Genomic DNA, 24032 nt, shown 5'->3' on the forward strand with positions numbered 1-24032 from the left:
TGGTATAATGATATTAAGTTTTTGCAGGAGGAAATAAAATGAATAAGGTGATAAAAGAGTATTATTATGAGGAAAATGAGATTGCGGAGAAAATAAAAGAATTAAAGAAAAAATTAGATGAGACTGATCTCCAGGCTCCGAAGGTTTTGGAACTTAGTAGAGAGCTTGATAGATTGATTGTACTTTACATGAAGGGGCAGTGGCAGGCAAAACAGGATTAAGTTTTGCCTGCCTTTTATCTTTATGTAAAAAAATTTAAACTTTTTAAAATACATGACGATATTTATAATAGCAGAAGGGAGAAGTCACAAAGGATAAATTTTCACTGTAGGGGGTAAAAACAGGGATGTTACAGAGTATAAACAATGCGAATATAACTCAGATTCCTTCTTCGAGTTTTAAGAAGGAAAGTGTCCTTGTGGATGAAATTAAAACAGTGAAAGATATTCTGAGCAAGCCTGTGGACGAAGATAAGCTCGATAGAGAGCTTAACAGAGAAAACAGGAGGATAGCTATTGACCGTACATATTTTGAATTTTCTGTTCACAAACCTACCAATACAATTGTAGTGAAAATTGTGGACAGTGAAACTAATGAGGTTATAGATGAGATTCCTCCAGAGAAGATATTGGACCTTGTAGCAGGTTTGTGGAAAATAGCGGGACTTTTTGTGGATAGGAAAATATAGGAGGTGTGTTTATGGACCCTATCAGTATGAACAGTTATAATGTGAGCAGTTTATTGAGAATAGGTGGGCTTGCTACAGGGCTGGATACTGATTCAATAGTTAAACAGCTTATGAAAGTGGCAAGTTTGCCCCTTGATAAGTTGAATCAACAAAAGCAGTGGTATCAGTGGCAGCAGGAAGATTTGAGAGACATAAATGCAAAGCTTATGAATTTGAGAAATAATGTGGTCGCCAGTTTGAGGCTGCAGAGTACCTTTATGGCTAAAACTGTTACGTCCTCAAATCCTTCTGTTGCTACTGCTACAGCAGGAGCAAATGCAGTAAATGGGACGTATATATTAAATGTGCAAAATCTAGCAAAAGCGGCTTATAGGACAGGTAATGGTTTCAATACAGATCCGAATACTGCACTTGGTAAAGCGGGTACTATTAAAATAAATAATGTAAGTATTTCAATTACTCCTGATGATTCACTAAATACCATAATATCAAAAATTAACAATTCTACTGCAGGAGTAACTGTTACATACGACGCTAGTTTAGGCAGAGTGTTCTTTATTTCGAAAACTACAGGACAGTCTGCTAAGATCGATTTTACTGGTTCTGATGCGGGAGGATATGATGTATTGACTAATAACTTTAAAATAACGGGGCTTACATTAGATTCTACAACAAATACAGTAACGGATGGTTCAATTGCTTCCGGAGAAGATGCAGAATTTACCATAAATAATGATCCCACAAAAATATACAAAAGTACTAATAGTTTTACACTATTAGGATTAAATATCACTCTTACTGGCACAGGGACTACTAACCTCACTGTTTCAACAGACGTAGACAAAATTTATAACACGATTAAAAATTTTGTAGATACCTATAACGATGTAATTACGCAGATGCACACTAAACTCACAGAAAAAAGGTATTACGATTATCCGCCTCTCACAGATGAGCAGAAGCAGGCGATGAAGGAAAATGATATAAAATTGTGGGAAGAAAAAGCCAGATCAGGCGATTTGGCTAATGATGAAACTTTGATGAGGGCGTATTATTCATTGAGGCAAGCAATTTCTTCTACTGTATCTGGTGCAGGGTCATTAAGCTCTATTGGAATTACTACAGGGCAGTGGTACGAAGGTGGGAAGCTTTATATTGACGAAGCTAAATTAAAAGATGCGATTGCTAACAATCTCAATAGTGTTATACAGATATTTACAGGTGTTTACAGTTCTGATGGCACTACTTTGGTCTCAAAAGGCATTGCACAGCAACTTTATGGCTATTTTGAAAATGGCACATTTAAAGAAGGTGTACTGGGAACAGCAATAAATGCTATAACGCGCAAAGCAGGAAGCTCAACACAACTTTATGACAATAGCTTCATAGGCAATAGGATAAGGGAAATAGACGATAGAATTGCAGAAATGCAAAAAAGGCTAAAAGATTTAGAAGATAGGTATTACAGGCAGTTTTCACAGTTGGAAATTTTTGTTGGACAGATGAATACGCAAAGCGCATGGTTAAATCAGCAAATTGGGATTATGACTAAGTAAGGGGGTCCAGAAATTGAATCCGTATCAGCAGTATAAAGAGAATGCTATTTTGACGGCAAGTCCTGAAGAGCTGGTTTTGATGCTCTATAACGGGATAATAAGATTTATTGATGAGGCAAAGACAGCGCTTCAAAATAGAAACTACGTAGAAACAAATGCTAAAATACAGAGGGCGCAGGACATTATTACAGAGTTAATGCTCACTCTTGATATGAATTATGACATTTCTAAAAATTTATACAACCTTTATGACTACATGTTAAGAAGGTTGATTGATGCGAATGTGAAAAAAGATGTTAAAATTTTGGATGAAGTGAGAGGATTTGCAGTAGAATTAAGAGATACGTGGAGTTTAGCGCTTCAAAAGGTGAGAGAAAAAGTCTACGCTACGAAAGGTTGATGGGATGGAAAACATTTTAAAAAAATTAATTGACCTTATGAAAAGAAAAATAGAAGCTTTGAAGCAGCTTTATGACCTCACGGAGAAAATAGGAGTTGCTATAGGTTCTAACGATCTGGAAGAACTTAAAGAGCTATTGGTTTCAAAGCAGAAGACAATTGAAAGGATAAATGAGATAGACAAGGACTTTATACCCCTTTATAATGCTTTCAAAAAAGAAAATAAAGTTGAGAGCATATTTGAAATAGAAGATGATATAATTGGTGATGCCAGTAAATTAAAGGGGCTGTTTATTGATGCTAAAGCGTTGCTTGACAAAATCAAGGAGAGAGATGATAGTAACATTAAAGAGATGAATAAAGTCTTTGAAAAGGTGAGCAATAAATTAGAAGAAATTTCTAAAAACAAAGAAGGATATGTAGAGTATCTTAGATATTATACTCCCGAAAGTTATTTTATAGATAAAAAACGTTAGAAGCAGATTTTCCTGTTTTAGATTGTTGACAGACTAAATAAGTGGAATTTTGTGTGTAAATGCAACTTACACGCATTAACATAAAGTGCCACTTAAAGAAGAAAAACTTTGTCAGCAGTATGAAAAGCGGGTTTTCCTGCTTTTTATTTTTTTTTGTCTAGAGTTGATAATAGCTTAGATTTGTTTTATTATTAAAAATAATTAACTTGTGTTTAAAGGGGTAAAAGGAGGGAGTAATAATGATAAGGGAAGAAATTGAAAAAATCATAGAAGAAGTAAGAGGCAGAGTTATCGAATGGAGGAGATATTTTCACCAGTATCCAGAACTTTCTTTTCACGAAATAAAAACTGCTGAAAAAATTTCCGAAATTCTTTCTGGTTTTGGCAATTTAGAAATTTCAAGACCAGCTCAAAATAGTGTCGTGGCAGATTTAGAAGGGGCAGGAGAGGGTAAGACTTTGGCTATAAGGTCTGATATAGATGCTTTGCCTATTAGGGAGGAAAACGAGTTTGAATTTTCTTCAAAAAATCCGGGTGTGATGCACGCCTGTGGTCATGATGGGCATATAGCCATAGTTTTAGGTACAGCTTATGTTTTATCCCGCTTAAAAGATAGGTTAAAAGGAAAGGTGCGCTTTATATTCCAGCCCGCAGAAGAAGTGCCTCCGGGGGGAGCAAAGGAACTAGTAGAAAAAGGGGTGCTTGAAGGGGTTGATTACATAATAGGGCAGCATCTTTGGACTTACCTGCCTATAGGAAAAGTAGGGATAGTATATGGGCCTATGATGGCATCAGATGACATATTTAGGCTAAAAATTATAGGAAAAGGTGGACATGCTGCAATGCCTCATCAAACAGTAGACCCTATTGCTATTAGTGCTCAGGTTATAAGCAATCTTCAGTACATAGTTTCAAGGGAATTGGATCCAATTGAACCTGTCGTTATTACAATAGGGAAAATAAGTGGAGGCACTACTGATAATGTGATTCCAAATGAAGTAGAGATGGCTGGCACTGTGCGGGTTTTAAACCCGGAGGTTAGAAAGAAGATACCTGAAGCCCTGGAGAGAATAATAAAGGGCATTGTGACTGCTCACAGGGCTTCATACGAGTTTTACTTCGAGTTTGGCTATGGCCCTGTGATAAATGATGAAAGAGTAGTTAAGATAGTGGAAGATGTGACAAAAAACCTTTACGGAGAAGAGGCTTTAGAGAAGATAAAACCTGTTATGGTAGGGGAAGATTTTTCTGCTTATCTTGAAAAAGTGCCAGGAGCGTTTATATTTGTTGGAGCAAAAAATGAAGAAAAAGGGATAATTTACCCGCACCATCACCCTAGATTTGATATAGATGAAAATGCTTTAGACATTGCTTTAAGGATTTTGGTTTACTCGGCTTTTGAGCTGGTCGAAAAATTTTAAAATTTTATTGATATTTAAAGTAACTGGTGATATAATACACCTATAATATAATCGAAGAGATTATATTATAAAAACCAAAAATAAAGAAGTGAGGGGACAAGTTAAATGTATCAGGACAAAGTGTTAGTTTGCAAGGACTGCGGGAGAGAGTTCGTGTGGACGGCAGGTGAACAGCAATTTTATGCAGAGATGGGCTTCCAGAACGCTCCGGTAAGGTGCAAAGCCTGTAGAGAGGCACGTAAGAAAAGAAGCCACAATCACTATCAGGGCGGAAGAAGAGAGAAAAAAGCTTATGGATTAAGGTAAAATCCCCTCACTTTTCGGAAAGAAAGTGATGTGGATTGTAAAAAAGACACCAAAATGGTGTCTTTTTTACATTTCAGATTATTTTCCACATTGTTAAATTAGGACTTTAGACTTATTCACAAAGTTATACACATTATCCACAACCTTTTGTTTCACACCTTGTTGAAAAAATTATTGCAATTTTATTCATAAGATATTATAATTATAAAAAGTGAAATCATTAAAAGAAATTAAGCGATATGAAGGAATTTTCAGAAAAATTTAAAAAGGGAGAGGAGAAAGATATGAATAAAAAATCACTATTTTTAGTTTTTGCGGTGATTTTTACTCTGGCTTTTATGCTTTCAGGCTGTGGCAGTAAGTTTAATACAGTAGATCAAATCAAGCAAAAAGGCGTAATTGTGATGGGCACAAGTGCAGATTTTCCGCCTTTTGAATTCCACAAAGTGGAAGGAGGAAAGGACGAAATAGTAGGTTTTGATATTGACATTGCCAATGCTATAGCGAAAAAGTTGGGAGTAAAACTTGAAATAAAAGATATGGACTTCAAAGGCCTTATTCCAGCTCTTCAGGCAGGAAGAGTTGATATGGTAATTGCGGGTATGACGCCCACGGCAGAGAGAAAAAAGAGTGTAGATTTTTCAGACCTCTATTACGACAGCAGACAGGTTGTTGTGGTAAAAAATGATAGTCCAATTTCAAAATTTGAGGATTTAAAGGGTAAGACAGTTGATGCCCAAATAGGGACTACTTCTGAAGAGGCTGCTAAAAAGATTCCTGATGTAAAGTTAAAACAGCTAAATCGAGTCAGTGATGAGTTTATGGACCTTCAAAATGGCCGCTGTGATGCGATTGTCGTAGAAGATACGGTTGCTAAAGCGTATTTAAAGGAATACAAGGACATGAAAATTCTCTATATGGATGAGATAAACGATGTAGAGAATGGTTCTGCTGTAGCAGTGGCAAAGGGCAATAAGAGCCTTCTTAATGTGGTGAATGAGGTAATAAAAGAGCTCAAGCAAAGTGGAGAATACGACAAACTTGTAGATAAGTGGTTTAAGCAGTAATTTAAAGTGGAGAGTTTTTCTCCACTAAAATTTTGTGAAGGAGAGAAGGTAGGTTATGACTGTAGACTTTTTGAGCATGGTAAAATATACGCCACTTTTTATAAGCGGACTTATAATGACCCTTAAACTGACTTTCCTTGCAGTGACAATTGGAGTTCTGATGGGGCTTTTTATAGCTTTGATGAAGATGTCCTCAATAAAACCCTTAAGCCTTGTCGCTTCAGGCTATATAGAAGTGATAAGAGGAACTCCTCTTTTAGTGCAATTACTTCTCATATACAATGGACTTATGCAGTTTGGCATGAACATTCCTGCTTTTACAGCAGGAGTTTCAGCACTGGCAATAAACAGTTCCGCATATGTGGCAGAGATTATAAGGGCAGGGATACAGGCTGTTGACCCAGGGCAAAATGAAGCAGCCCGTTCTCTTGGGATGACTCATGCAATGGCCATGAGGTATGTCATAATACCCCAGGCCATAAAAAATATCCTTCCTGCTCTGGGAAATGAATTTATTGTGATGCTCAAAGAATCGGCTATAGTTTCAGTGATAGGCTTTGCAGACCTTACGCGTCAGGCAGACATCATACAGAGCGTGACTTACAGGTATTTTGAGCCTTATATAATAATCGCTGCGATATACTTCATAATGACTTTGACTTTTTCAAAACTTCTTTCTCTCTTCGAAAGGAGGTTGAGGGCAGGTGATATTCGTTAATGATGTGTACAAAAACTTTGGCAGTTTAGAAGTCCTAAAAGGCGTTACATTAAAAGTCAACAAAGGCGAAGTTGTAGTCATAATAGGTCCCAGCGGTTCAGGGAAAAGCACCCTTTTAAGATGCATAAATCTTCTTGAAGAGCCTACAAAAGGGGAAGTCTTTATAGATGGAGTTAAGATAAACAACGGCAAAGTAAATATAAACAGGGTAAGGCAAAAGGTAGGAATGGTTTTTCAGCATTTTAACCTTTTCCCGCATCTTACTGCGATAGAGAATATCACTCTGGCACCTGTAAAGGTAAAGAAGATGAAGAAGAAAGAGGCAGAAGAACTGGCGTTGGATTTACTTGCAAAAGTAGGGCTTCTTGACAAAAAAGATGAATATCCCATAAAGCTTTCAGGTGGACAGAAACAAAGGCTTGCTATTGCAAGAGCCTTGGCCATGCAGCCAGAAGTCATGCTTTTTGATGAACCAACGAGTGCCCTTGACCCAGAGATGGTGAAGGAAGTTTTAAACGTGATGAAGCAGCTTGCAAATGAGGGAATGACAATGGTGGTTGTTACTCATGAAATGGGATTTGCAAGAGAAGTCGGAGACAGAGTCATTTTTATGGACGATGGAGTGATAGTAGAAGAAGGTACGCCTGAAGAAATTTTCTACAGGGCAAAAAATGAGAGGACAAGAGAATTTTTGAGTAAAATCTTATAAAACGCACCCTGGCAAAGGGTGTTTTTTATTTCCACATATTGCAGTGTGCACGTTTTTTATGTAAAATTATAATAAATAGAGGATGAGAGGGGTTTGGTGTTTATGAACATCATAGTGAGCGGTAAAAATGGTATGAGCATAACAGATGGACTAAGAAATGCGGTCATAAGAAATGTGCAGAAACTCAGCAAATACTTCCCTCAGGATACAGAGGTGAGAGCAGTCTTAAGTGTTCAGAGAAATAACCACATAGCAGAACTCACCATACCATTTAAAGGAATTATCTTCAGGGCAGAAGAAATAAGCGATGACATGTACGTTTCGATTGGGGGAGCAGTGGATAAAATAGAAAGACAGATTTTAAAGCACAGGGCAAAGCTGAGAAACAGATTTGGCGCCAATGAGTCCATAAGGTTTGATGTTCCTACCATTTATAATGAAGGGGAAAAGAGGGAGGATGAGGAGTCTTCCTTTGAAATAGTAAAGACAAAGAGATTTCCAATAAAGCCTATGTCGCCAGAAGAAGCGATTTTACAGATGAACCTATTGGGCCATACATTTTTCGTATTTACAAATGCTGAAACGGACATGATAAATGTAGTATACAAAAGAAAAGACGGTAAGTACGGCTTAATAGAGCCGATTGAAGAAGAGTAGATGAAGATGTGTTTTATTTATAAAGGTTGGGGATAGGCTCTATCCCCAATTTTTTTGTCAGAAAAGAAGGAATTTTGAAAAGTATATAGAATATATTTAAAATGTGTGGACAAATTTTAACTAGGGTGTGAAGATAATGAGTGAAATAACAAAAGATACGATAGCTTCAATGGAGACGTACATAAATAAAGTTCCAGGAGTGCTATCTAATAGAATAGTAGTGGAAAATGGCGAAATAACGGAAATCCATGTTCTGGCTGATAGCACGAGAAATGCCAAGCAGGTTGCGAGAGACGTACAATCTGTTATAATGGCCCAGTTTGGGATAGACATAGATTATAAAGTGATAAGTGTTGCCCAGATTGACGTTGGGGCAAGACTTCCTTCTGAATACAGGATTGTGTTTTCGAGTTATTCTTTTGTAAACAGTGGGCTTACAAGCGAAGCAAGGGTGACCCTCACCCGCGGAGACGAAGTCTTTGAGGGATTTGCTGAAGGTCCGAACACAGCTACGAACAAATATAAAATCATTGCAAATGCTACATTGGATGCGGTATCTAAACTTATTCCCAAAAACCATTTATTTTTACTGGAAGATGTCGATATATTTAATATAGCGAAAAGCAGGATAGTGGTGGTGGGAGTCACCCATGTGACAAATAGCCAGGAGGAACTTTTGACAGGATCTTCTTTAATAAGAAAAGATGAGGGGGAATCTGTTGTAAAAGCGACCCTTGATGCCATAAATAGAAGGGTTATGTCAATTATATCCCGTTAGCTTTCAAACACACCCAAACCGCTTATTACATACTTAGCGTAGCGATACCTGAAGCCTGAGGGCAGAAGAAACAAATACAGCAAAGGGGGTTTCAGGTATGAATAAAGCCACACTCATAAAGGTACTCTTGGCTTTAATGGCACTTGCATTAGCAGGAGGCGCAAACTTCAAATGGGGCTAAGCGGTTTGTGGTGTGCTTTTTAAGAAAAGAGGAGGTTTAATATGTTAAACAAAAGAGTAAAAGTGTACATTTCTATAATAATTGCTTTAGGTCTTTCTTTTCTTATATATTCTATGCTAAAAATTCCAAAAGATACAATTCCAGATATAATTTTATTTGGTCTTTTTGCTGTACTGGCTGAATCATTATTAATATATATCACAAAAGAGCTAACCGTTTCTGTAGCTTTTGCAGTAGATCTGATGGCTGTGCTTACTTTTGGGCCTTATGCCGGAGCTCTAATTGCTTCTATAGGCACTACATTTCAGGTTATAAAGTATGAGGATGGAACTATTAAACATTTGTTTAATTTTCCTTATTATAAAACTTTATTCAATGTATCTCAATTAGCTTTAAGCGTGGGAATAGCTGGATTAGTATTTGAATATTTAGGTGGAATTCCGGGTGAGTATGTATATCCAAAATATCTTTTACCTGCTACGATAACGGCACTAATATATTATATATTGAATTCTATTTTAATGGCAGTTTTAATTTCTCTGTTAATGAATAAATCTCTGGCTTATGTTTTAGGGACGGATTTTAAGTGGACAATTCCTAATTTTCTCTTTTTAGCTTTTTTAGGTATTGTTATGGCAGAGGCGTTTATAAGAATTGGTTATATAAGTTTTATACTACTTTTTATTCCGCTTTTAATGGTTCGCTATATGTTTAAGCTTTACATAGACTTAAAGCAGTCTTACTACGATACAATAAATGTCCTTATGAAGGCACTTGATGCGAAGGACAAATACACAGCAGGTCATTCTCAGAGCGTTGAAAGAATTGCTGCCCTTCTTTCAAGGGAGTTAGGACTCAGTGAATCTCACATTGAGAGAATTAGAATTGCGGCACTTTTACACGATATAGGAAAGATTGGAGTTAAAGAGGAGGTTTTAAATAAACCCGGTAAGCTTACCGATGAGGAGATGAATATAATAAGAGAGCACCCTGTGAAGGGATATGAGATTTTAAGTGAAGTTCCATCGTTAAGGGATGTAGCTTTGTGGGTAAGATATCATCATGAGTGGTACAATGGCAGTGGATATCCAGATGGGTTAAAGGGAGATGCAATACCCCTAGAAGCTCAGATACTCTCTTTAGCTGATGTTTTTGATGCTTTAGTTTCAGACAGACCTTATCGAGATGCTTTTTCTCAGGAAGAGGCTTATAAGATAATTTTAGAGCATGAAGGAACGCAGTTTAGCCCAAAGCTCATAGATGCCTTTAAGAAAGCCTTTGAAAAGAACAGGGAGGAATTTAAGCATGATATTTGATTCACTTGGAGCTTCTCTAATTTACGGACTCATAAGAAGGGGGAAAATAAGCGGAATAGGGGACATTGTGATAAAAAAGATGGATTTTTTTATAGCTGCTTTTCTTGTACAGCTTATGCTATGGAACCTGTCTGATAAATTTCCCATCATCATGGAGTACCGCGCATACATCCACTTCCTTGTGTACCTTTTGCTTTTTATAGGGCTGTGGTACAATATAGACAGCAAATATTTCAGGATAATCGCCTTGGGAGTTTTTCTCAATTTTATAGTGATATTTGCAAATGGGGGTAGAATGCCAGTATCTATCGAAGCGCTGAAGGCAGCAGGGCTTACCCATTTGATTCCACCACTTGTAGAGAATAAAATTACTACTCATCAGGTTTTGACCTCCTCTACAAAGCTTAAATTTCTGGCAGATGTCCTTGTGCTTCCAAAGCCTTATCCTCTTCCTAAGGCTTTTAGTATAGGAGATTTGCTGATGGCTGTGGGCATTTTCTGGCTTATTACAGATGCAATGTTAGGCAGGGTGAAAAAGTATGACGGCGAAGGAGAGAAGGGAAAAAATACTTGAGATTTTAAAAGAGGCTAAAGAGCCTATTTCTGGTTCTGAGCTTGCCAAAGTTTTTGGAGTTACAAGACAGATAATAGTTCAGGATATAGCTATTTTAAGAGCCAAAGGTAGCAGGATAATTTCTACTCCGCAAGGGTATATAGTAGACCTTGTGAGAGAAGGCACAAAGAAAAGAGTTTTTGCTGTAAAACACGGGTATGAGAGGACAGAAGAGGAGCTAAACTTAATAGTTGACAATGGGGGGAAAGTACTGGACGTTATTGTGGAGCATCCTTACTATGGAGAGTTAAAAGGGCTTTTAATGCTTTCCTCCAGATACGATGTTGCAAAATTTATGGAGGTTATAAAAAAAGAAAAGGCAGCGCTTTTATCTTCTCTTACAGGAGGAGTGCATCTTCACACCGTAGAGGCAGAAAGCGATGAAGCTCTTGACAGAATAGAAAAAGCGCTAAGAGATAGGGGTTTTTTAATAGAAGAATAAAAATTTTAATTTTATATTGACAGCTGTATATACACCTGTGTATACTATATTTGTGAGAGTATACACAGGGAGGTATTAGTAATGAAAGCGAAAGAAATAACTGTTGGTGGACTTCTGGCAGCTCTTGCACTGGTTATTCCTCTGGCTTTTGGAGGGGTGTTAGGTATAGTAATTCCGCCTTTTTCAGCAACACTGGCATCTCATGTGCCTGTCATGCTGGCAATGGTTGTAAGTCCTGCTACAGCGGTTTTTGTGGGATTAGTTTCTGCACTGGGCTTTTTGATTAAATTAGGTCCTGTGATTGCAGCAAGAGCAGCAGTTCATGCTGTATTCGGATATGTGGGGGCTAAAATGATACAAAAAGGGTACTCATTCCCTGTAGCTTTAGCCGCTACTCTTCCAATACACGCAGGACTGGAAGCATTAGTTGTGATGCCTTTTGGATTTGATTTTTACAAGGCCTTTGTGGTAGTAGGGGTTGGAACCATGATACATCACGTCATAGATTCTGCAATTGCTCTTGCTGTGTTTTATGCATTAGATCCTATAGTTAAATTAAAAGCCATCGAGCGCTAAAATTTCCCATATAAAAGGGTGTTGATTTGCCAGTGTTAAAGCCCCATTAAGGGGCATTTATTTTTTCTTTTGTGAAAATTGTGTGAAGATAGTGTAAAATATTATTTAAAGGGGCTGTTTTTTATTGTCATCCACTTCCTATAGTGATATAATATATACTTGATTAACGATACCTTAGAAGGTGATAAAAATGTTGGGCTTGGTTGAAAAAATATTCGGCAGTTACAGTGAAAGAGAAGTGCGAAGGTTAGAGCCTATTGCTGAGAAGGTTCTTTCTTATGAAGATTATATGTCAAAACTTACTGATGCGGAGTTAAGGGCTAAAACGGATGAATTTAAAAATAGATTGAAAAATGGTGAAACACTTGATGATATACTTCCTGAAGCCTTTGCAGTGGTGAGAGAGGCTGCCTGGAGAACATTAAAGATGAAGCATTTCAAAGTGCAGATAATAGGCGGCATTGTTCTTCACCAGGGGCGTATTGCTGAGATGAAAACTGGTGAAGGTAAGACATTGGTGGCTACTCTGCCGGCGTATCTTAATGCTCTGGAAGGAAAAGGAGTTCACATTGTAACTGTCAATGATTACTTGGCTAAAAGAGATAGAGATTGGATGGGGAAGATATACGAGTTTCTGGGATTAAATGTGGGAGTAATACTTCACGACATGGGACCTGCAGAGAGAAAAAAAGCCTATGCAGCTGATATAACTTATGGTACAAACAATGAATTTGGCTTTGACTACTTGAGAGACAACATGGTCATATATAAAGAAGATATGGTTCAAAGAGAGCTCAATTATGCCATAATAGACGAGGTAGACAGTATCTTGATAGATGAAGCCAGAACTCCTCTCATAATCTCTGGAGTGGGCGAAAAATCCACTGATATGTATAAATTAGCTGACAGGTTTGTAAGGACTTTGAAAAAAGATGAAGACTATGTAGTGGATGAGAAGGCGAAAGCTGTAAGTTTAACTGAAAAAGGAGTTGTCAAGGCAGAGAGATTTTTTGGTATAAAAAATTTGGCGGATATTGAAAACATGGAAATTTCTCACCACATTCAGCAGGCATTAAAAGCCCATGCGCTAATGAAGAGGGACAGAGATTACGTCGTAAAAGACGGTCAGGTCATAATAGTAGATGAATTTACAGGAAGGCTCATGTTTGGAAGAAGATATAGCGAAGGTTTACACCAGGCTATTGAGGCTAAAGAAAGAGTAAAAGTCGAAAGGGAGAGTAAAACCCTTGCTACTATAACTTTACAGAATTATTTCAGAATGTACAAAAAGTTGGCCGGTATGACAGGTACTGCTCAGACAGAGGAGCAGGAATTCAGGGATATATACGGATTGGATGTTGTGGTCATTCCTACACATAAACCCATGATAAGAATAGACCATCCAGATGTGATATACAAGACAGAAGAGGCGAAATTTAAAGCAGTGGTTGAAGATATTGTGGAAAGGCATAAAAAGGGTCAGCCTGTTCTCGTGGGTACGGTTTCTATTGAAAAATCGGAGAAATTAAGTGAAATGCTGAAAAAAAGGGGGATACCACATCAGGTTTTAAACGCTAAATATCATGAAAAGGAAGCGGAAATAATAGCCCAGGCAGGAAGAAAAGGTGCTGTCACGATCGCTACAAACATGGCAGGACGTGGTACAGATATTCTCTTAGGCGGAAATCCAGAGTTTATTGCGAAGAGAAAAATGCTGGAAGAGGGTTATTCCAAAGAAATTATAAATGAAGCGGCAGGGTACGGTCCCGTGTCCAGTGAAGAAGTGAGAAAAGCCCGCGAAAGGTATTTTGAGCTTCTGGAAGAAGCCAAGAAGGAGACGGAGAAAGAGCACGAAGAAGTCGTAAAACTTGGCGGTTTGTACGTTATAGGAACAGAAAGACATGAAGCAAGAAGAATTGACAATCAGCTAAGAGGTCGTGCTGGCCGTCAGGGAGACCCTGGAGAATCAAGGTTTTACATTTCTTTAGAAGATGACCTTATGAGGTTATTTGGTTCAGAGAGGGTAAAAAATCTGATGGACAGTTTAGGGATTGATGATGACCAGCCAATAGAGCACAAAATTCTTACAAAGCAGATTGAGCAGGCGCAGAAGAAAGTAGAAGGCATAAACTTTGATATAAGAAAACATCTCCTCCAGTACGATGATGTTATGAACAAACAAAGAGAAATCATATATGCCCAGAGGAGAAAGGTTTTGGAAGGTGAAAATCTAAAAGATTCTATCCTTGAGATGGTGAGAAGTGTAATAGAAAGATATGTAGAAGTTTACACTGCAGGTAGCAAATATCCTGAAGAATGGGATATAAAAGGGCTTTTGGATCACTTATATGAGATGTTCCTTGAAAAAGACAGCGTTGTAATAGATGTGGATCTAGATAGACTTGACAAAGAGGTCTTAACTGACATAATATATGAAGAGGCGGTAAGGCAGTACGAGAGAAAAGAAGCCGAAATTGGTCCTGAGCAGATGAGAGAAATCGAAAGGATAGTATTGTTGAGGGTTGTTGATACTAAATGGATGGACCACATAGATGAAATGGACCAGTTGCGGCAGGGCATAGGATTAAGAGCTTACGGACAGGTAGACCCTTTGATTGAGTATAAAAAGATAGCTTTTGACATGTTTGAGGATTTGATACAAGGTATTCAAGAGGATACAATCAAATTCTTATACAGGATTCAGCTCAATAAGGACAACAAACTCAAGAGAGAGCAGGTTGCAAAGCCAGTGTCTACTAATATAAACGGTGAAGGAGAGAATAAAAAGCAACCTGTAGTAAAAGAGAAAAAAGTAGGTAGGAACGATCCGTGTCCTTGCGGAAGTGGTAAAAAATACAAATACTGCTGTGGAGCTAATGTGAAATAATGAGGAAAAGGAGAGGATGAGAGTTGCTGCAGGATTACAGAGCAGAGGTTGAACAGATGCTTGATGAAGTAAAAGAAATGGGTGTTTCTCTTTGACGTTGAAGGGATAAAAAAAGAGATAGAGGATATAGAAAGGAAGATGTCAGATCCTTCTTTCTGGAGCGATTTAAAAAAATCTCAAGAACTTTCTAAAAGGCAAAAAGCCTTGAAGGAACTTTTGGAAGAATATGAATCCCTTCTTGCTCGTTGCGAAGATTTATATACTCTAATTGAGCTCGGCTTGGAGGAAGGGGATGAATCTATCGCTGAAGAAGTAGAGAAAGAATACAAGGAGCTTAAAAAAGAAGTTGAGAATCTTAAAATACGCACTCTCTTAAATGGTCCTTACGATAAAAACAATGCAATACTCTCTATTCACGCAGGGTCAGGTGGCACTGAAGCTCAGGACTGGGCTGAAATGCTTCTTAGGATGTACACTAGATGGGCTAATGATAAAGGATTTGAAGTAGAAATGCTGGATTATCTGGAAGGGGAAGAAGCCGGCATAAAGAGTGCTACTCTTCTCATAAAGGGACCTTTTGCCTACGGTTATCTCAAAGGAGAGTCAGGAGTTCACAGACTGGTCAGGATTTCTCCTTTTGACGCAGCTGGGAGAAGGCATACTTCTTTTGCTCTGGTGGAAGTTATACCTGAACTTGAAGATGATATAGAAATTGAGATAAGGCCTGAAGACTTGAAAATTGATACCTTCAGGGCATCAGGCGCAGGGGGGCAGCACGTCAACAAGACAGAGTCTGCGGTGAGGATTACTCACCTTCCAACAGGGATAGTTGTCTCCTGCCAGAATGAACGGTCTCAGATACAGAACAGAGAGACTGCTATGAAGATGCTTAAAGCAAAGCTTTTGGATTTGATGATGAAAGAGAGAAAAGAAAAGATAGAGGACCTAAAGGGAGAGCACAGAGAAGCTGCATGGGGTAACCAGATAAGGTCTTACGTTTTTCAACCCTATACTCTTGTAAAAGACCACAGGACAAATTATGAAGAAGGAAATGTAAATGCTGTAATGGATGGAGAAATAGATGGGTTTATAAATGCTTATTTAAAGCAAAAGAGCGCATCCTGATGGATGCCTCTTTTTTATTTTTACTAAAAAATTTTTTCTTGCCCCCTAAAAATTTTGATTTCCTTCCGAAATAATATAGTGAAAACAAAAACAAAGGAGGAAGGGATATGAGAAGAGTTTTAGCGTTAGTTTTAGTGCTTCTTTTAGTTTTTTCAGCAGGTATCACTGTTTATGCTAAGCCTCACAAAGAAAAGCATGAGCTAAAAATTGAGACAAACACCAAGTTAGAATCAAAGGGAGAGAGCAAAGAAAACAAACTAAAGCTTGAATTACATACCAAGTTTGAATCAAAAGCAGGAATACAAACCTTTAAGGGAGAAATCAAAGTAAATGGGCAAAAGTTCAAATTTGATATTCCTCCTGTAATAAAAGATGGAAGAACTTTGATTCCTGTGAGAGCTGTAATGAATAGCCTCGGAGCTAAAGTGGAGTGGGATCCTGATACTAAAACTGTAACAATTACGAAAGGAGACACTGTGGTTAAGTTTGTGCTGGGTGAAAACAAAGTAATTGTAAATGGCCAAGAAATAACGCTTGACGTTCCAGCAATTGAGATAAGCAACAGAACTTTTGTGCCTTTGAGATTCCTCTCAGAAATTTTTGGTGAAAAAGTAAAATACGATGAAAAGACAGGAAACATAGAAATTGAAGAAGAGACCCAGATAGAAATAGAGAATGAAGAAAATACCGTTTCTCAGGAGGTATATAAAAACACTACCGGCACAGTATCAGGAAGTGTGTATGGTGACAATGAAGAAGTAGAAAAAAATGAACAGTAAAATGAATATATCCCCAAGACTGGTTAAAAGGCCAGTTTTGGGGTGTTTTATTGACAAAAAGGGGCATAAACTTTATAATTGGGTTAACAAGGAAAAAGGAAGTCTTAGGGGGCAAAGAAGATGGTTAAAAAGGGATTCTTGGGGGATAGAAAAAGTAGAGCTGGTTTTGTTTTCGGTGCATTTGGTCCGAACTATAAGAGTGTAATTAAAAGGCCTCTCAGAAAAATTATTACTTACGGTTTAGGTGCTGGGCTTGTATGGGGAGCAGAAAAAAGATATGGCAGAAGGCTTTCTTCTAAGCTTATGCCTTTTGTGAGGGGAAAGGGTAGAAGGTATTTGCGTTACGCAGAGGGAATTTTAACCGGACTTTATAATTACCTGGTGAGTAAGAGGAAAGAGGGGGAAGGAAGTGAAAAATAGGAAGGGCCTTGTGATGATATACACAGGAGACGGCAAAGGAAAGACCACGGCTGCTTTAGGGCTTGCTTTAAGGGCGATTGGGCATGGGCAAAAAGTCTACATGATTCAGTTTATGAAGGGAAGTCCTAATTACGGGGAGATAAAAGCCACGAAGTATCTTCCAAATTTTGAAATTGTTCAAAAGGGAAGAGATGCTTTTGTGAAGAAAAATGAACCTCTAAAAGAGGATTTAGAGCTTGCGAATGAGGGGTTAGAGCTTGCGAGAGAAATCATTTCCAGTGGAGAGTACGATTTGGTGATATTAGATGAAATAAATGTGGCGGTAGATTATGGTTTAGTAAAAGAAGAAGATATATTGGATTTGATAGAAATAAAACCTTCATGGGTCACTCTCGTTTTAACTGGCCGTTACGCCCATGATAGGATTTTAGAGAAAGCTGATATGATAAGCGATGTAAAAGAAGTGAGACATCATTATTACAATGGAATTGAAGCTCAAGAAGGAATAGAGTACTGAATGGGTGGGAGAATAGATAGTATTTGGAGGAGTACATTGGGATGAAAAATGGAATTGTTAATTTATTGTTCATACTTGTTTTTGTTCTAGCAATATTAGCTTTGTCTGTAACCTACGGAAAAGAAATTACGTTTCTTGTGAGCAATCCTGAGAAATTTAGAAATTGGATAAATAGCTTTGGAAGTTTGGGTGTTTTGATATTTATAGGTATACAGGTTTTTCAAGTGGTAGTGTTTGTAATACCGGGAGAAGTGGTGCAGGTCGCGGGTGGATACCTTTATGGTACGATTTTGGGGACTTTGTACTCTGTAATAGGCATCACACTGGGTTCTCTTATTTGCTTTTCAATTGCTAGGATTTTGGGATATGATTTTGTGAAAAAAATTGTGTCGGAGGAGAAACTTAAAAAATTTGATTATATTATAAATAATCCTAAAGGAGAAACAGTTTTGTTTTTGCTATTTTTCCTTCCGGGTATGCCAAAAGATGCTCTTTCTTACATCGCTGGCATTACTCCTGTGAAGTTTTATAATTTTTTCATAATAGCTCTTTTTGCAAGGCTGCCGGGCATATTCTTTTCTGCCTATATAGGAGCAAATTTGGGAAATAAAAATTATTTTATGGCTGTTTTAGTGGCTGTTGTAGCAGTAGTTTTATTCTTAGCAGCCGTGTATAAAAGAGATGTAATTATTGATAAATTGAGGAGAATATGAGATAAAGATTTCGTAAACGGTTTTTCTTGTGGTATAATTGTTATTGTATTACAAAGACATGGGGGGAATTATATGTACCTTTTAAAAGGCGGAAGAGTTTATACAATGGCTGGGAAGATTTATGAAAAGGGTGATGTTTTAATAGACGGTGATAAAATTATCGATGTCGGAGAAGACCTTATAGCTCCGCTGGATGCGGAGGTGATAGATGTTACAGGTCTTACCGTGATGCCGGGACTTATTGATGCTCATACTCATTTGGGTATGTGGGAAAATGCAGTTGGATTTGAAGGGGCAGACGGAAATGAGGCAACAGACCCTGTAACGCCTCAATTAAGAGCAATTGACGGAATAAACCCAATGGATAAGTATTTTGAGGAGGCATATCAAGCAGGAGTTACAACTGTTGCCACAGGACCTGGCAGTGCAAATGTAATAGGGGGTCAGTTTGCTGTCATAAAGACCTATGGCAAAAGGATAGATGACATGATTGTGAAAGAGCCTGCGGCTATAAAAGTTGCTTTTGGAGAGAATCCTAAGGCTACATACAATGAGCAGCACAAGATGCCTACTACAAGAATGGCGGTGGCTGCATTACTAAGACAGGCTCTTATAAGAGCACAGGAGTACATGGAAAAGATGGAGAAAGGGGATGAAGACAAAAAACCGGAGAGGGATTTAGGCCTTGAGGCTTTAGTGAAAGTTTTGAAAAGGGAAATTCCGCTAAAAGCGCATGCCCATAGGGCAGACGATATTTTTACTGCTATAAGAATTGCAAAAGAGTTTAATATCGATATAACGCTTGACCACTGCACTGATGGTCATTTGATTGTAGATGAATTAGTGAAGGAAAATGTAAAGGTCATTGTGGGACCGTCTCTTTCAGAGAGGTCGAAGGTTGAACTTGTGAATTTAAGTTTCAAAACAGCAGGGGTTCTGTCTAAAGCCGGCCTTCTTGTCGCTATAATGACAGATCATCCTGTAATTCCTATAAACTATCTAACGCTTTGCGCGGCTTTAGCTGTTAAAGATGGGATGGACGAAATGGAGGCTTTAAAGGCTATAACCATAAATCCTGCTAAAATACTTGGCATTGACGACAGGGTAGGGTCAATTGAAAAGGGCAAAGATGCAGATATTGTTGTCTTTGATCGGGATCCTCTTGATGTGAGGAGCAAAACGAGGTATGTATTTATAAATGGCAAATTAGTACATAAGGCTTGATTTTTAAACGGGTGACTTACACGGTCACCCTTTTTGTTACAAATTTATTCTTAAAAAAATTTTTTTATTCATAAAAGGTGTCGAATGTTTATTTTTATTCAATTGTTTTTTAAAAATTTGCCTTTTTTTCTGCCTTTAGTATGCAGTTTGAATAATTATTTAAAACTTCTGATTATTTTTATACAAAACGTTTACAAGAGTTTATTTAATTAAATTGCAAAAGTTAAGCTGATGCTTTATACTATATGCTGAGGAAAGATGTAGAGGGGGTAGCGAGGTTGCAGTTACATGTCAGTTCAGAGATTGGACGATTAAAAGCTGTACTTCTTCACAGACCCGGGAAAGAACTAGAGAGGCTGACGCCGGAGTTTTTGAATGAGCTTTTATTCGACGACATTCCATGGCTTAAGAGAATACAAGAAGAACACGATAAATTCGCGGAGGCTCTTGCAGAAAACGGGGTCCAGGTTTATTATCTTGAGGATTTGCTGGAAGAAGTTTTGCAGGACAAGGACATAAGAGAATTTTTTGTATATGACCTTGTTTCCTACATGAACACTTCTCTTGAGGTTAAAAGGGAAATTACTGCATTTCTCAAAGAAAAAGAGCCCAAAGAATTGGTTTACTATGCGATTGCAGGGCTTTTAAAGAAAGACCTTTCAGAAGTGAGGCCAAAAAGCCTTGTGGATTATGTTTATGAAGATTCTCCATTTTTTATAACGCCGCTTCCTAACAGTTATTTTATGAGGGATCCTGCTGCAGTAGTAGGTAGTAGAGTGATAATAAGCAGCATGAAAACAGAGGCAAGGCGAAGAGAAGCAATGCTCATGAAGTACGTGTTCAAGTACCATGAAAAATTCAGAGAAAACCATGACAAAATGCTTTATGACTATAGGGCGGACTATCCCATAGAAGGCGGAGACATATTAGTATTGAGCAAAAATGTGGTAGCAATAGGGATAAGTGAAAGAACTTCTCCACAAGCCGTTGAAGAAGTAGCTACTTCCCTTCTTGCTCGAGGAGAAACGGAGAAAATTATTGCTATCGAGATACCGAGAAAGAGAACCTTCATGCATCTTGATACGGTTTTTACCATGGTAGATGTAGACAAGTTTTTGATATATCCTAGCATTAAAGATAAATTGAGGGTTTACACTATAACGAAAGGAGAAAATGGCAGTATAAAGGTAAAATCAGAGGAAAATTTTGTAAAAGTTTTGGAGACTTCTTTAAAGCTTGATAAGGTGACATTGATAGAAAGCGGGGGAGGTGATGAGATAACTGGAGCGAGAGAACAATGGAATGATAGTACTAACACGTTAGCCATTGCCCCAGGAGTCGTAATGGCTTATAACAGGAATGAGATAACTAACACTACTTTGAGAGAGCATGGCATAGAAGTTGTGGAAATAGAAGGTTCTGAGCTTGTGAGAGGGCGTGGAGGTCCTAGATGTATGTCTATGCCCCTTTTGAGAGAGGAAATTTAAAAAATTTTGACCAAAATATTTAGTAAGATATTACAAAAGGAGGATGACTATGGCATTTAATTTAAAGGGTAGAAGTCTTCTTACTTTAAAAGAATATACTCCACAGGAGATAAGATACCTTTTAGATATTGCAAAGCAGGTAAAAGCTGAAAGAAAGGCAGGAATAGTTCACCAAAGGTTTGTAGGTAAAACTATTGCCTTAATATTTGAAAAGAGGTCTACAAGGACGCGCTGTGCTTTTGAGACTGCTTTTGGAGAAGAGGGAGGACATCCGGTATTTTTGTCTACAGATGACATACAGTTAGGGGCAAAAGAGTCAATCGAGGACACTGCAAGAGTTTTAGGTAGAATGTTTGATGCGATAGAGTTTAGAGGTTTTAAGCAAGAGACAGTAGAAATATTAGCTAAATATGCTGGTGTGCCTGTTTACAATGGTTTAACCGATGAATATCATCCTACACAAGTTTTAGCAGACCTCATGACAATAGAAGAGGAATTTGGAAGTTTAAGGGGCAGAAAGCTGGTGTTTGTAGGTGATGGAAGAAATAACATGGCAAATACTCTTGCTATAGGCTGTGCAAAGATGGGAATGCATTATGTGATTAATTCTCCGAAAGAGCTCTGGCCTTCAGAGTCTTTTATAAAAGAGATCAAAGAAATGGCGGCAGAAAATGGAGGGACTTTCGAGCTCACAAGTGTACCTGGAGAAGGTCTTGAAGGAGCGGATGCCATCTATACTGACGTATGGGCTTCAATGGGAGAAGAAGCAAAAGCAGAGGAAAGAGAAAGGCTTTTAAGGCCGTATCAAGTGAATGAGGAAATGATGAGGAAGACGGGAAGAGATGATACGATATTCTTGCATTGCTTACCGGCGGTAAAAGGGCAGGAGGTTACTTTTGAGGTCATAGAAGGGAAACAATCAAGAGTTTGGGACCAGGCGGAAAATCGAAAGCATACCATCAAAGCTATATTGATAGCTACTTTGCTCTAATATAAATTTATAGGGGAGAAAAAGAAATGCGGGAAAGAGTGGTTGTTGCATTAGGAGGCAACGCCCTGCAGGATGTAAACACTCCTCCTACTGCAGAGGCGCAGATGGAAGTTGTGAGGAGGACAGCTGGGTATCTTGCCGATATAATTGAAAAGGGCTATTCTATAGTCATAACTCATGGAAATGGTCCTCAGGTAGGCAATATTGTGATCCAGAATGAGGTTGCCTCAAAAATTGTACCTGCAATGCCTTTTGATGTTTGTGGAGCTGAAAGTCAGGGAATGATAGGTTATATGATTCAGCAGGCTTTAGGGGAGGTTTTAAAAGAGAGAAATATAAGAAAAGAGGTTGTGACTGTAATAACACAGGTGGTAGTTGATAAGAATGACCCCGCCTTTAAAAAGCCTACTAAACCGATAGGACCTTTTTATACAAAAGAAGAGGCAGAAATTCTCATGAGAGAAAAGGGGTATGAGATGGTAGAAGACAGTGGGAGAGGATATAGGAGAGTAGTTCCTTCACCTGATCCGAAAGAAATAGTGGAAATTAACACGATAAAATTGCTGGAGAAAAATGGTGTGATAGTTATCACAGTTGGAGGGGGAGGAATCCCGGTTATCAGAGAAAACGGCAAATTGAAAGGAGTAGCCGCTGTAATTGACAAAGATCTGGCTTCAGAGAAATTAGCAGAAGATATAGATGCAGATGTGCTCTTGATTTTAACTGCTGTAGAAAAAGTTGCAATAAATTACAACAAACCCAATCAAAAGTTTCTGGATAGAATGACGGTTGAAGAAGCTATAAAATACATGGAGGAAGGACATTTTGCTCCTGGAAGCATGTATCCAAAAGTAAAGGCAGCAGTTAGATTTGCCAAATCGAAAGTTGGAAGACGAGCGATAATAACTTCTCTAGATAAAGCCGTAGAGGCTTTAGAAGGCAAAGCAGGAACTGTGATAACCCTGTAAAAAAATTTGTAAAACTATTGACAAACAAATATAAAAGTGAGAAAATAAATTTAGTCAATTGAATATTTGATTTGGAGGTAAAATCTTCGGGGCAGGGTGAAATTCCCGACCGGCAGTGAAAGCCTGCGAGCCGCATAAGCGGTTGACTCGGTGAAATTCCGAGGCCGACGGTGAAAGTCCGGATGGGAGAAGATTTACTTTTTTGTGCCTATTTTTGTGATTTTTTTGCAAAAAACCCCCTGAAGATTTGTCTTCAGGGGGTTTTGGTAAATTAGTAAAAATAAAAATTGGAGGGAAATCTATGGAAAAAGTCAAGACACACGTGCTTGTAAAAGTCGGGTTTTTGTCAGCTACCGCATTTGTGCTGATGTACTTAGAATTTCAAGTACCTTTGTTTCCAGGATTTTTGAAGCTTGATTTAAGTGATATACCTGCGCTGGTAGCTTCTTTTGCGATTGGGCCTTTGTATGGAGTGATGGTGGAGCTTATAAAGAATATATTACATGCTACAATCACTCAATCGGCAGGTATTGGGGAGATTGCCAATTTTACCGTTGGAGCTATTTTTGCGGCAACTGCAGGTATAATATACCATTTTAATAAAACCCGCAAAACGGCTCTGATTGCTATGGCTGTAGCGACTGTGGTTATGTCGATTTCAGCTTCTTTCCTCAACTATTATGTGTTTTTGCCCTTATACCAGAAGGTGATGGGCTTTCCTATGGAAGCTATAATAGGGATGGGTAAGATGGCGAATAAAAAAATCGTTGATTTAAAGACCTTGATAGCCTATGGGATTTTTCCCTTTAACCTTTTGAAGGGTTTTGTAATATCTATTATTACGTTTTTGATTTACAAAAAGATATCTCCTCTTTTTAAAGCTTAGTTTAACCCTCTTTTGAGGGTTTCAGACTGTTGACAAAATAAAGAAGTGGCATTTTGTGTGTAAATGCGACTTGTTGTCAAAGCGGTAACTAAACTTGGCGAACTTAAGGAGCGAAGGCGGGGCGAGCGAAGC

The 24032-nt window shown here is 38.1% G+C and carries 27 protein-coding genes and 1 riboswitch; all 27 genes read left to right on the top strand.

From position 1 onward, the window contains the following. Positions 1-38: 38 nt before the first annotated feature. The 27 genes from ACPLVE_RS06840 to ACPLVE_RS06970 all read left to right on the top strand — a co-directional run bounded on the left by ACPLVE_RS06840 (position 39) and on the right by ACPLVE_RS06970 (position 23900). Entirely contained in the window at positions 39-221 is a 183-nt protein-coding gene (locus ACPLVE_RS06840; protein WP_424610821.1) for a Spo0E family sporulation regulatory protein-aspartic acid phosphatase, read from the top strand. A gap of 125 nt (positions 222-346) precedes the next feature. After that, complete coding sequence (locus ACPLVE_RS06845) at positions 347-688, top strand: flagellar protein FlaG (protein WP_424610822.1); 342 nt, start codon at positions 347-349, stop codon at positions 686-688. 11 nt (positions 689-699) lie between these two features. Next, positions 700-2244 (top strand): flagellar filament capping protein FliD, encoded by a 1545-nt coding sequence (fliD, locus tag ACPLVE_RS06850; protein WP_424610823.1) that lies wholly within the window; start codon positions 700-702, stop codon positions 2242-2244. A gap of 13 nt (positions 2245-2257) precedes the next feature. Further along, a complete protein-coding gene (gene fliS / locus ACPLVE_RS06855) occupies positions 2258-2644 on the top strand; it encodes a flagellar export chaperone FliS (RefSeq protein ID WP_424610824.1) in 387 nt (128 codons plus the stop codon). A 4-nt stretch (positions 2645-2648) separates the two neighbouring features. Continuing rightward, positions 2649-3119 (top strand): flagellar protein FlgN, encoded by a 471-nt coding sequence (locus tag ACPLVE_RS06860; RefSeq protein ID WP_424610825.1) that lies wholly within the window; start codon positions 2649-2651, stop codon positions 3117-3119. Between the two features lie 239 nt (positions 3120-3358). Continuing rightward, positions 3359-4540 carry an amidohydrolase gene (locus tag ACPLVE_RS06865; protein WP_424610826.1) on the top strand — a complete coding sequence of 394 codons (1182 nt, stop codon included), beginning with the start codon at positions 3359-3361 and terminating at the stop codon, positions 4538-4540. Positions 4541-4645: 105 nt separating this feature from the next. Then, complete coding sequence (locus ACPLVE_RS06870) at positions 4646-4846, top strand: zinc-ribbon domain-containing protein (RefSeq protein WP_170271460.1); 201 nt, start codon at positions 4646-4648, stop codon at positions 4844-4846. Between the two features lie 284 nt (positions 4847-5130). Continuing rightward, complete coding sequence (locus ACPLVE_RS06875; protein ID WP_170271461.1) at positions 5131-5913, top strand: basic amino acid ABC transporter substrate-binding protein; 783 nt, start codon at positions 5131-5133, stop codon at positions 5911-5913. 55 nt (positions 5914-5968) lie between these two features. Next, complete coding sequence (locus ACPLVE_RS06880; RefSeq protein ID WP_424610827.1) at positions 5969-6631, top strand: amino acid ABC transporter permease; 663 nt, start codon at positions 5969-5971, stop codon at positions 6629-6631. After that, entirely contained in the window at positions 6618-7340 is a 723-nt protein-coding gene (locus tag ACPLVE_RS06885; protein WP_424610828.1) for an amino acid ABC transporter ATP-binding protein, read from the top strand. The genes ACPLVE_RS06880 and ACPLVE_RS06885 overlap by 14 nt, the downstream gene beginning before the upstream one ends. 102 nt (positions 7341-7442) lie before the next feature. Further along, positions 7443-7997, top strand: coding sequence for a ribosome hibernation-promoting factor, HPF/YfiA family (gene hpf / locus ACPLVE_RS06890; RefSeq protein WP_424610829.1), 555 nt, complete (start codon positions 7443-7445; stop codon positions 7995-7997). Between the two features lie 136 nt (positions 7998-8133). Further along, positions 8134-8775, top strand: coding sequence for a hypothetical protein (locus ACPLVE_RS06895; protein ID WP_424610830.1), 642 nt, complete (start codon positions 8134-8136; stop codon positions 8773-8775). A 222-nt stretch (positions 8776-8997) separates the two neighbouring features. Then, complete coding sequence (locus ACPLVE_RS06900) at positions 8998-10272, top strand: HD-GYP domain-containing protein (protein ID WP_424610831.1); 1275 nt, start codon at positions 8998-9000, stop codon at positions 10270-10272. Next, positions 10262-10846, top strand: coding sequence for a DUF5317 domain-containing protein (locus ACPLVE_RS06905; protein WP_424610832.1), 585 nt, complete (start codon positions 10262-10264; stop codon positions 10844-10846). The genes ACPLVE_RS06900 and ACPLVE_RS06905 overlap by 11 nt, the downstream gene beginning before the upstream one ends. Continuing rightward, the gene (locus ACPLVE_RS06910) at positions 10812-11327 is read left to right on the top strand and encodes a transcription repressor NadR (RefSeq protein WP_424610833.1); all 516 of its coding nucleotides are present in this window, start codon (positions 10812-10814) and stop codon (positions 11325-11327) included. The genes ACPLVE_RS06905 and ACPLVE_RS06910 overlap by 35 nt, the downstream gene beginning before the upstream one ends. 81 nt (positions 11328-11408) lie before the next feature. Further along, positions 11409-11903, top strand: a complete 495-nt coding sequence (locus ACPLVE_RS06915) for an ECF transporter S component (RefSeq protein ID WP_424610834.1) — start codon at positions 11409-11411, stop codon at positions 11901-11903. A gap of 190 nt (positions 11904-12093) precedes the next feature. Continuing rightward, positions 12094-14790 (top strand): preprotein translocase subunit SecA, encoded by a 2697-nt coding sequence (gene secA / locus ACPLVE_RS06920; protein WP_424610835.1) that lies wholly within the window; start codon positions 12094-12096, stop codon positions 14788-14790. Positions 14791-14813: 23 nt separating this feature from the next. Then, positions 14814-15915 (top strand): peptide chain release factor 2 gene (gene prfB, locus ACPLVE_RS06925; protein ID WP_424610836.1). Its coding sequence is split into 2 segments (ribosomal slippage): positions 14814-14882 and positions 14884-15915, totalling 1101 coding nucleotides; the frame shifts between segments, so codons are not numbered across the junction. A gap of 107 nt (positions 15916-16022) precedes the next feature. Beyond that, the gene (locus ACPLVE_RS06930; RefSeq protein ID WP_424610837.1) at positions 16023-16694 is read left to right on the top strand and encodes a copper amine oxidase N-terminal domain-containing protein; all 672 of its coding nucleotides are present in this window, start codon (positions 16023-16025) and stop codon (positions 16692-16694) included. A 120-nt stretch (positions 16695-16814) separates the two neighbouring features. Further along, positions 16815-17114: a hypothetical protein gene (locus tag ACPLVE_RS06935; protein WP_424610838.1), complete on the top strand. Its 300-nt coding sequence runs from the start codon at positions 16815-16817 to the stop codon at positions 17112-17114. Then, positions 17104-17631 (top strand): cob(I)yrinic acid a,c-diamide adenosyltransferase, encoded by a 528-nt coding sequence (cobO, locus tag ACPLVE_RS06940; protein WP_424610839.1) that lies wholly within the window; start codon positions 17104-17106, stop codon positions 17629-17631. The genes ACPLVE_RS06935 and cobO overlap by 11 nt, the downstream gene beginning before the upstream one ends. Positions 17632-17672: 41 nt before the next feature. Then, the gene (locus ACPLVE_RS06945) at positions 17673-18344 is read left to right on the top strand and encodes a TVP38/TMEM64 family protein (protein WP_424610840.1); all 672 of its coding nucleotides are present in this window, start codon (positions 17673-17675) and stop codon (positions 18342-18344) included. Between the two features lie 72 nt (positions 18345-18416). Continuing rightward, the gene (locus tag ACPLVE_RS06950) at positions 18417-19568 is read left to right on the top strand and encodes an amidohydrolase (protein ID WP_424610841.1); all 1152 of its coding nucleotides are present in this window, start codon (positions 18417-18419) and stop codon (positions 19566-19568) included. 245 nt (positions 19569-19813) lie between these two features. After that, positions 19814-21055: an arginine deiminase gene (gene arcA / locus ACPLVE_RS06955; protein WP_424610842.1), complete on the top strand. Its 1242-nt coding sequence runs from the start codon at positions 19814-19816 to the stop codon at positions 21053-21055. A gap of 49 nt (positions 21056-21104) precedes the next feature. Beyond that, a complete protein-coding gene (argF, locus tag ACPLVE_RS06960) occupies positions 21105-22046 on the top strand; it encodes an ornithine carbamoyltransferase (RefSeq protein ID WP_424610843.1) in 942 nt (313 codons plus the stop codon). Between the two features lie 26 nt (positions 22047-22072). Next, positions 22073-23014, top strand: a complete 942-nt coding sequence (arcC, locus tag ACPLVE_RS06965; protein WP_424610844.1) for a carbamate kinase — start codon at positions 22073-22075, stop codon at positions 23012-23014. 78 nt (positions 23015-23092) lie between these two features. Continuing rightward, a riboswitch (FMN riboswitch) is annotated at positions 23093-23212 on the top strand. A gap of 103 nt (positions 23213-23315) precedes the next feature. Next, positions 23316-23900, top strand: a complete 585-nt coding sequence (locus ACPLVE_RS06970; protein ID WP_424610845.1) for an ECF transporter S component — start codon at positions 23316-23318, stop codon at positions 23898-23900. Positions 23901-24032: the final 132 nt, after the last annotated feature.

The organism is Caldanaerobacter sp. (assembly GCF_049701115.1).
Classification (GTDB): Bacteria; Bacillota; Thermoanaerobacteria; order Thermoanaerobacterales; family Thermoanaerobacteraceae; genus Thermoanaerobacter.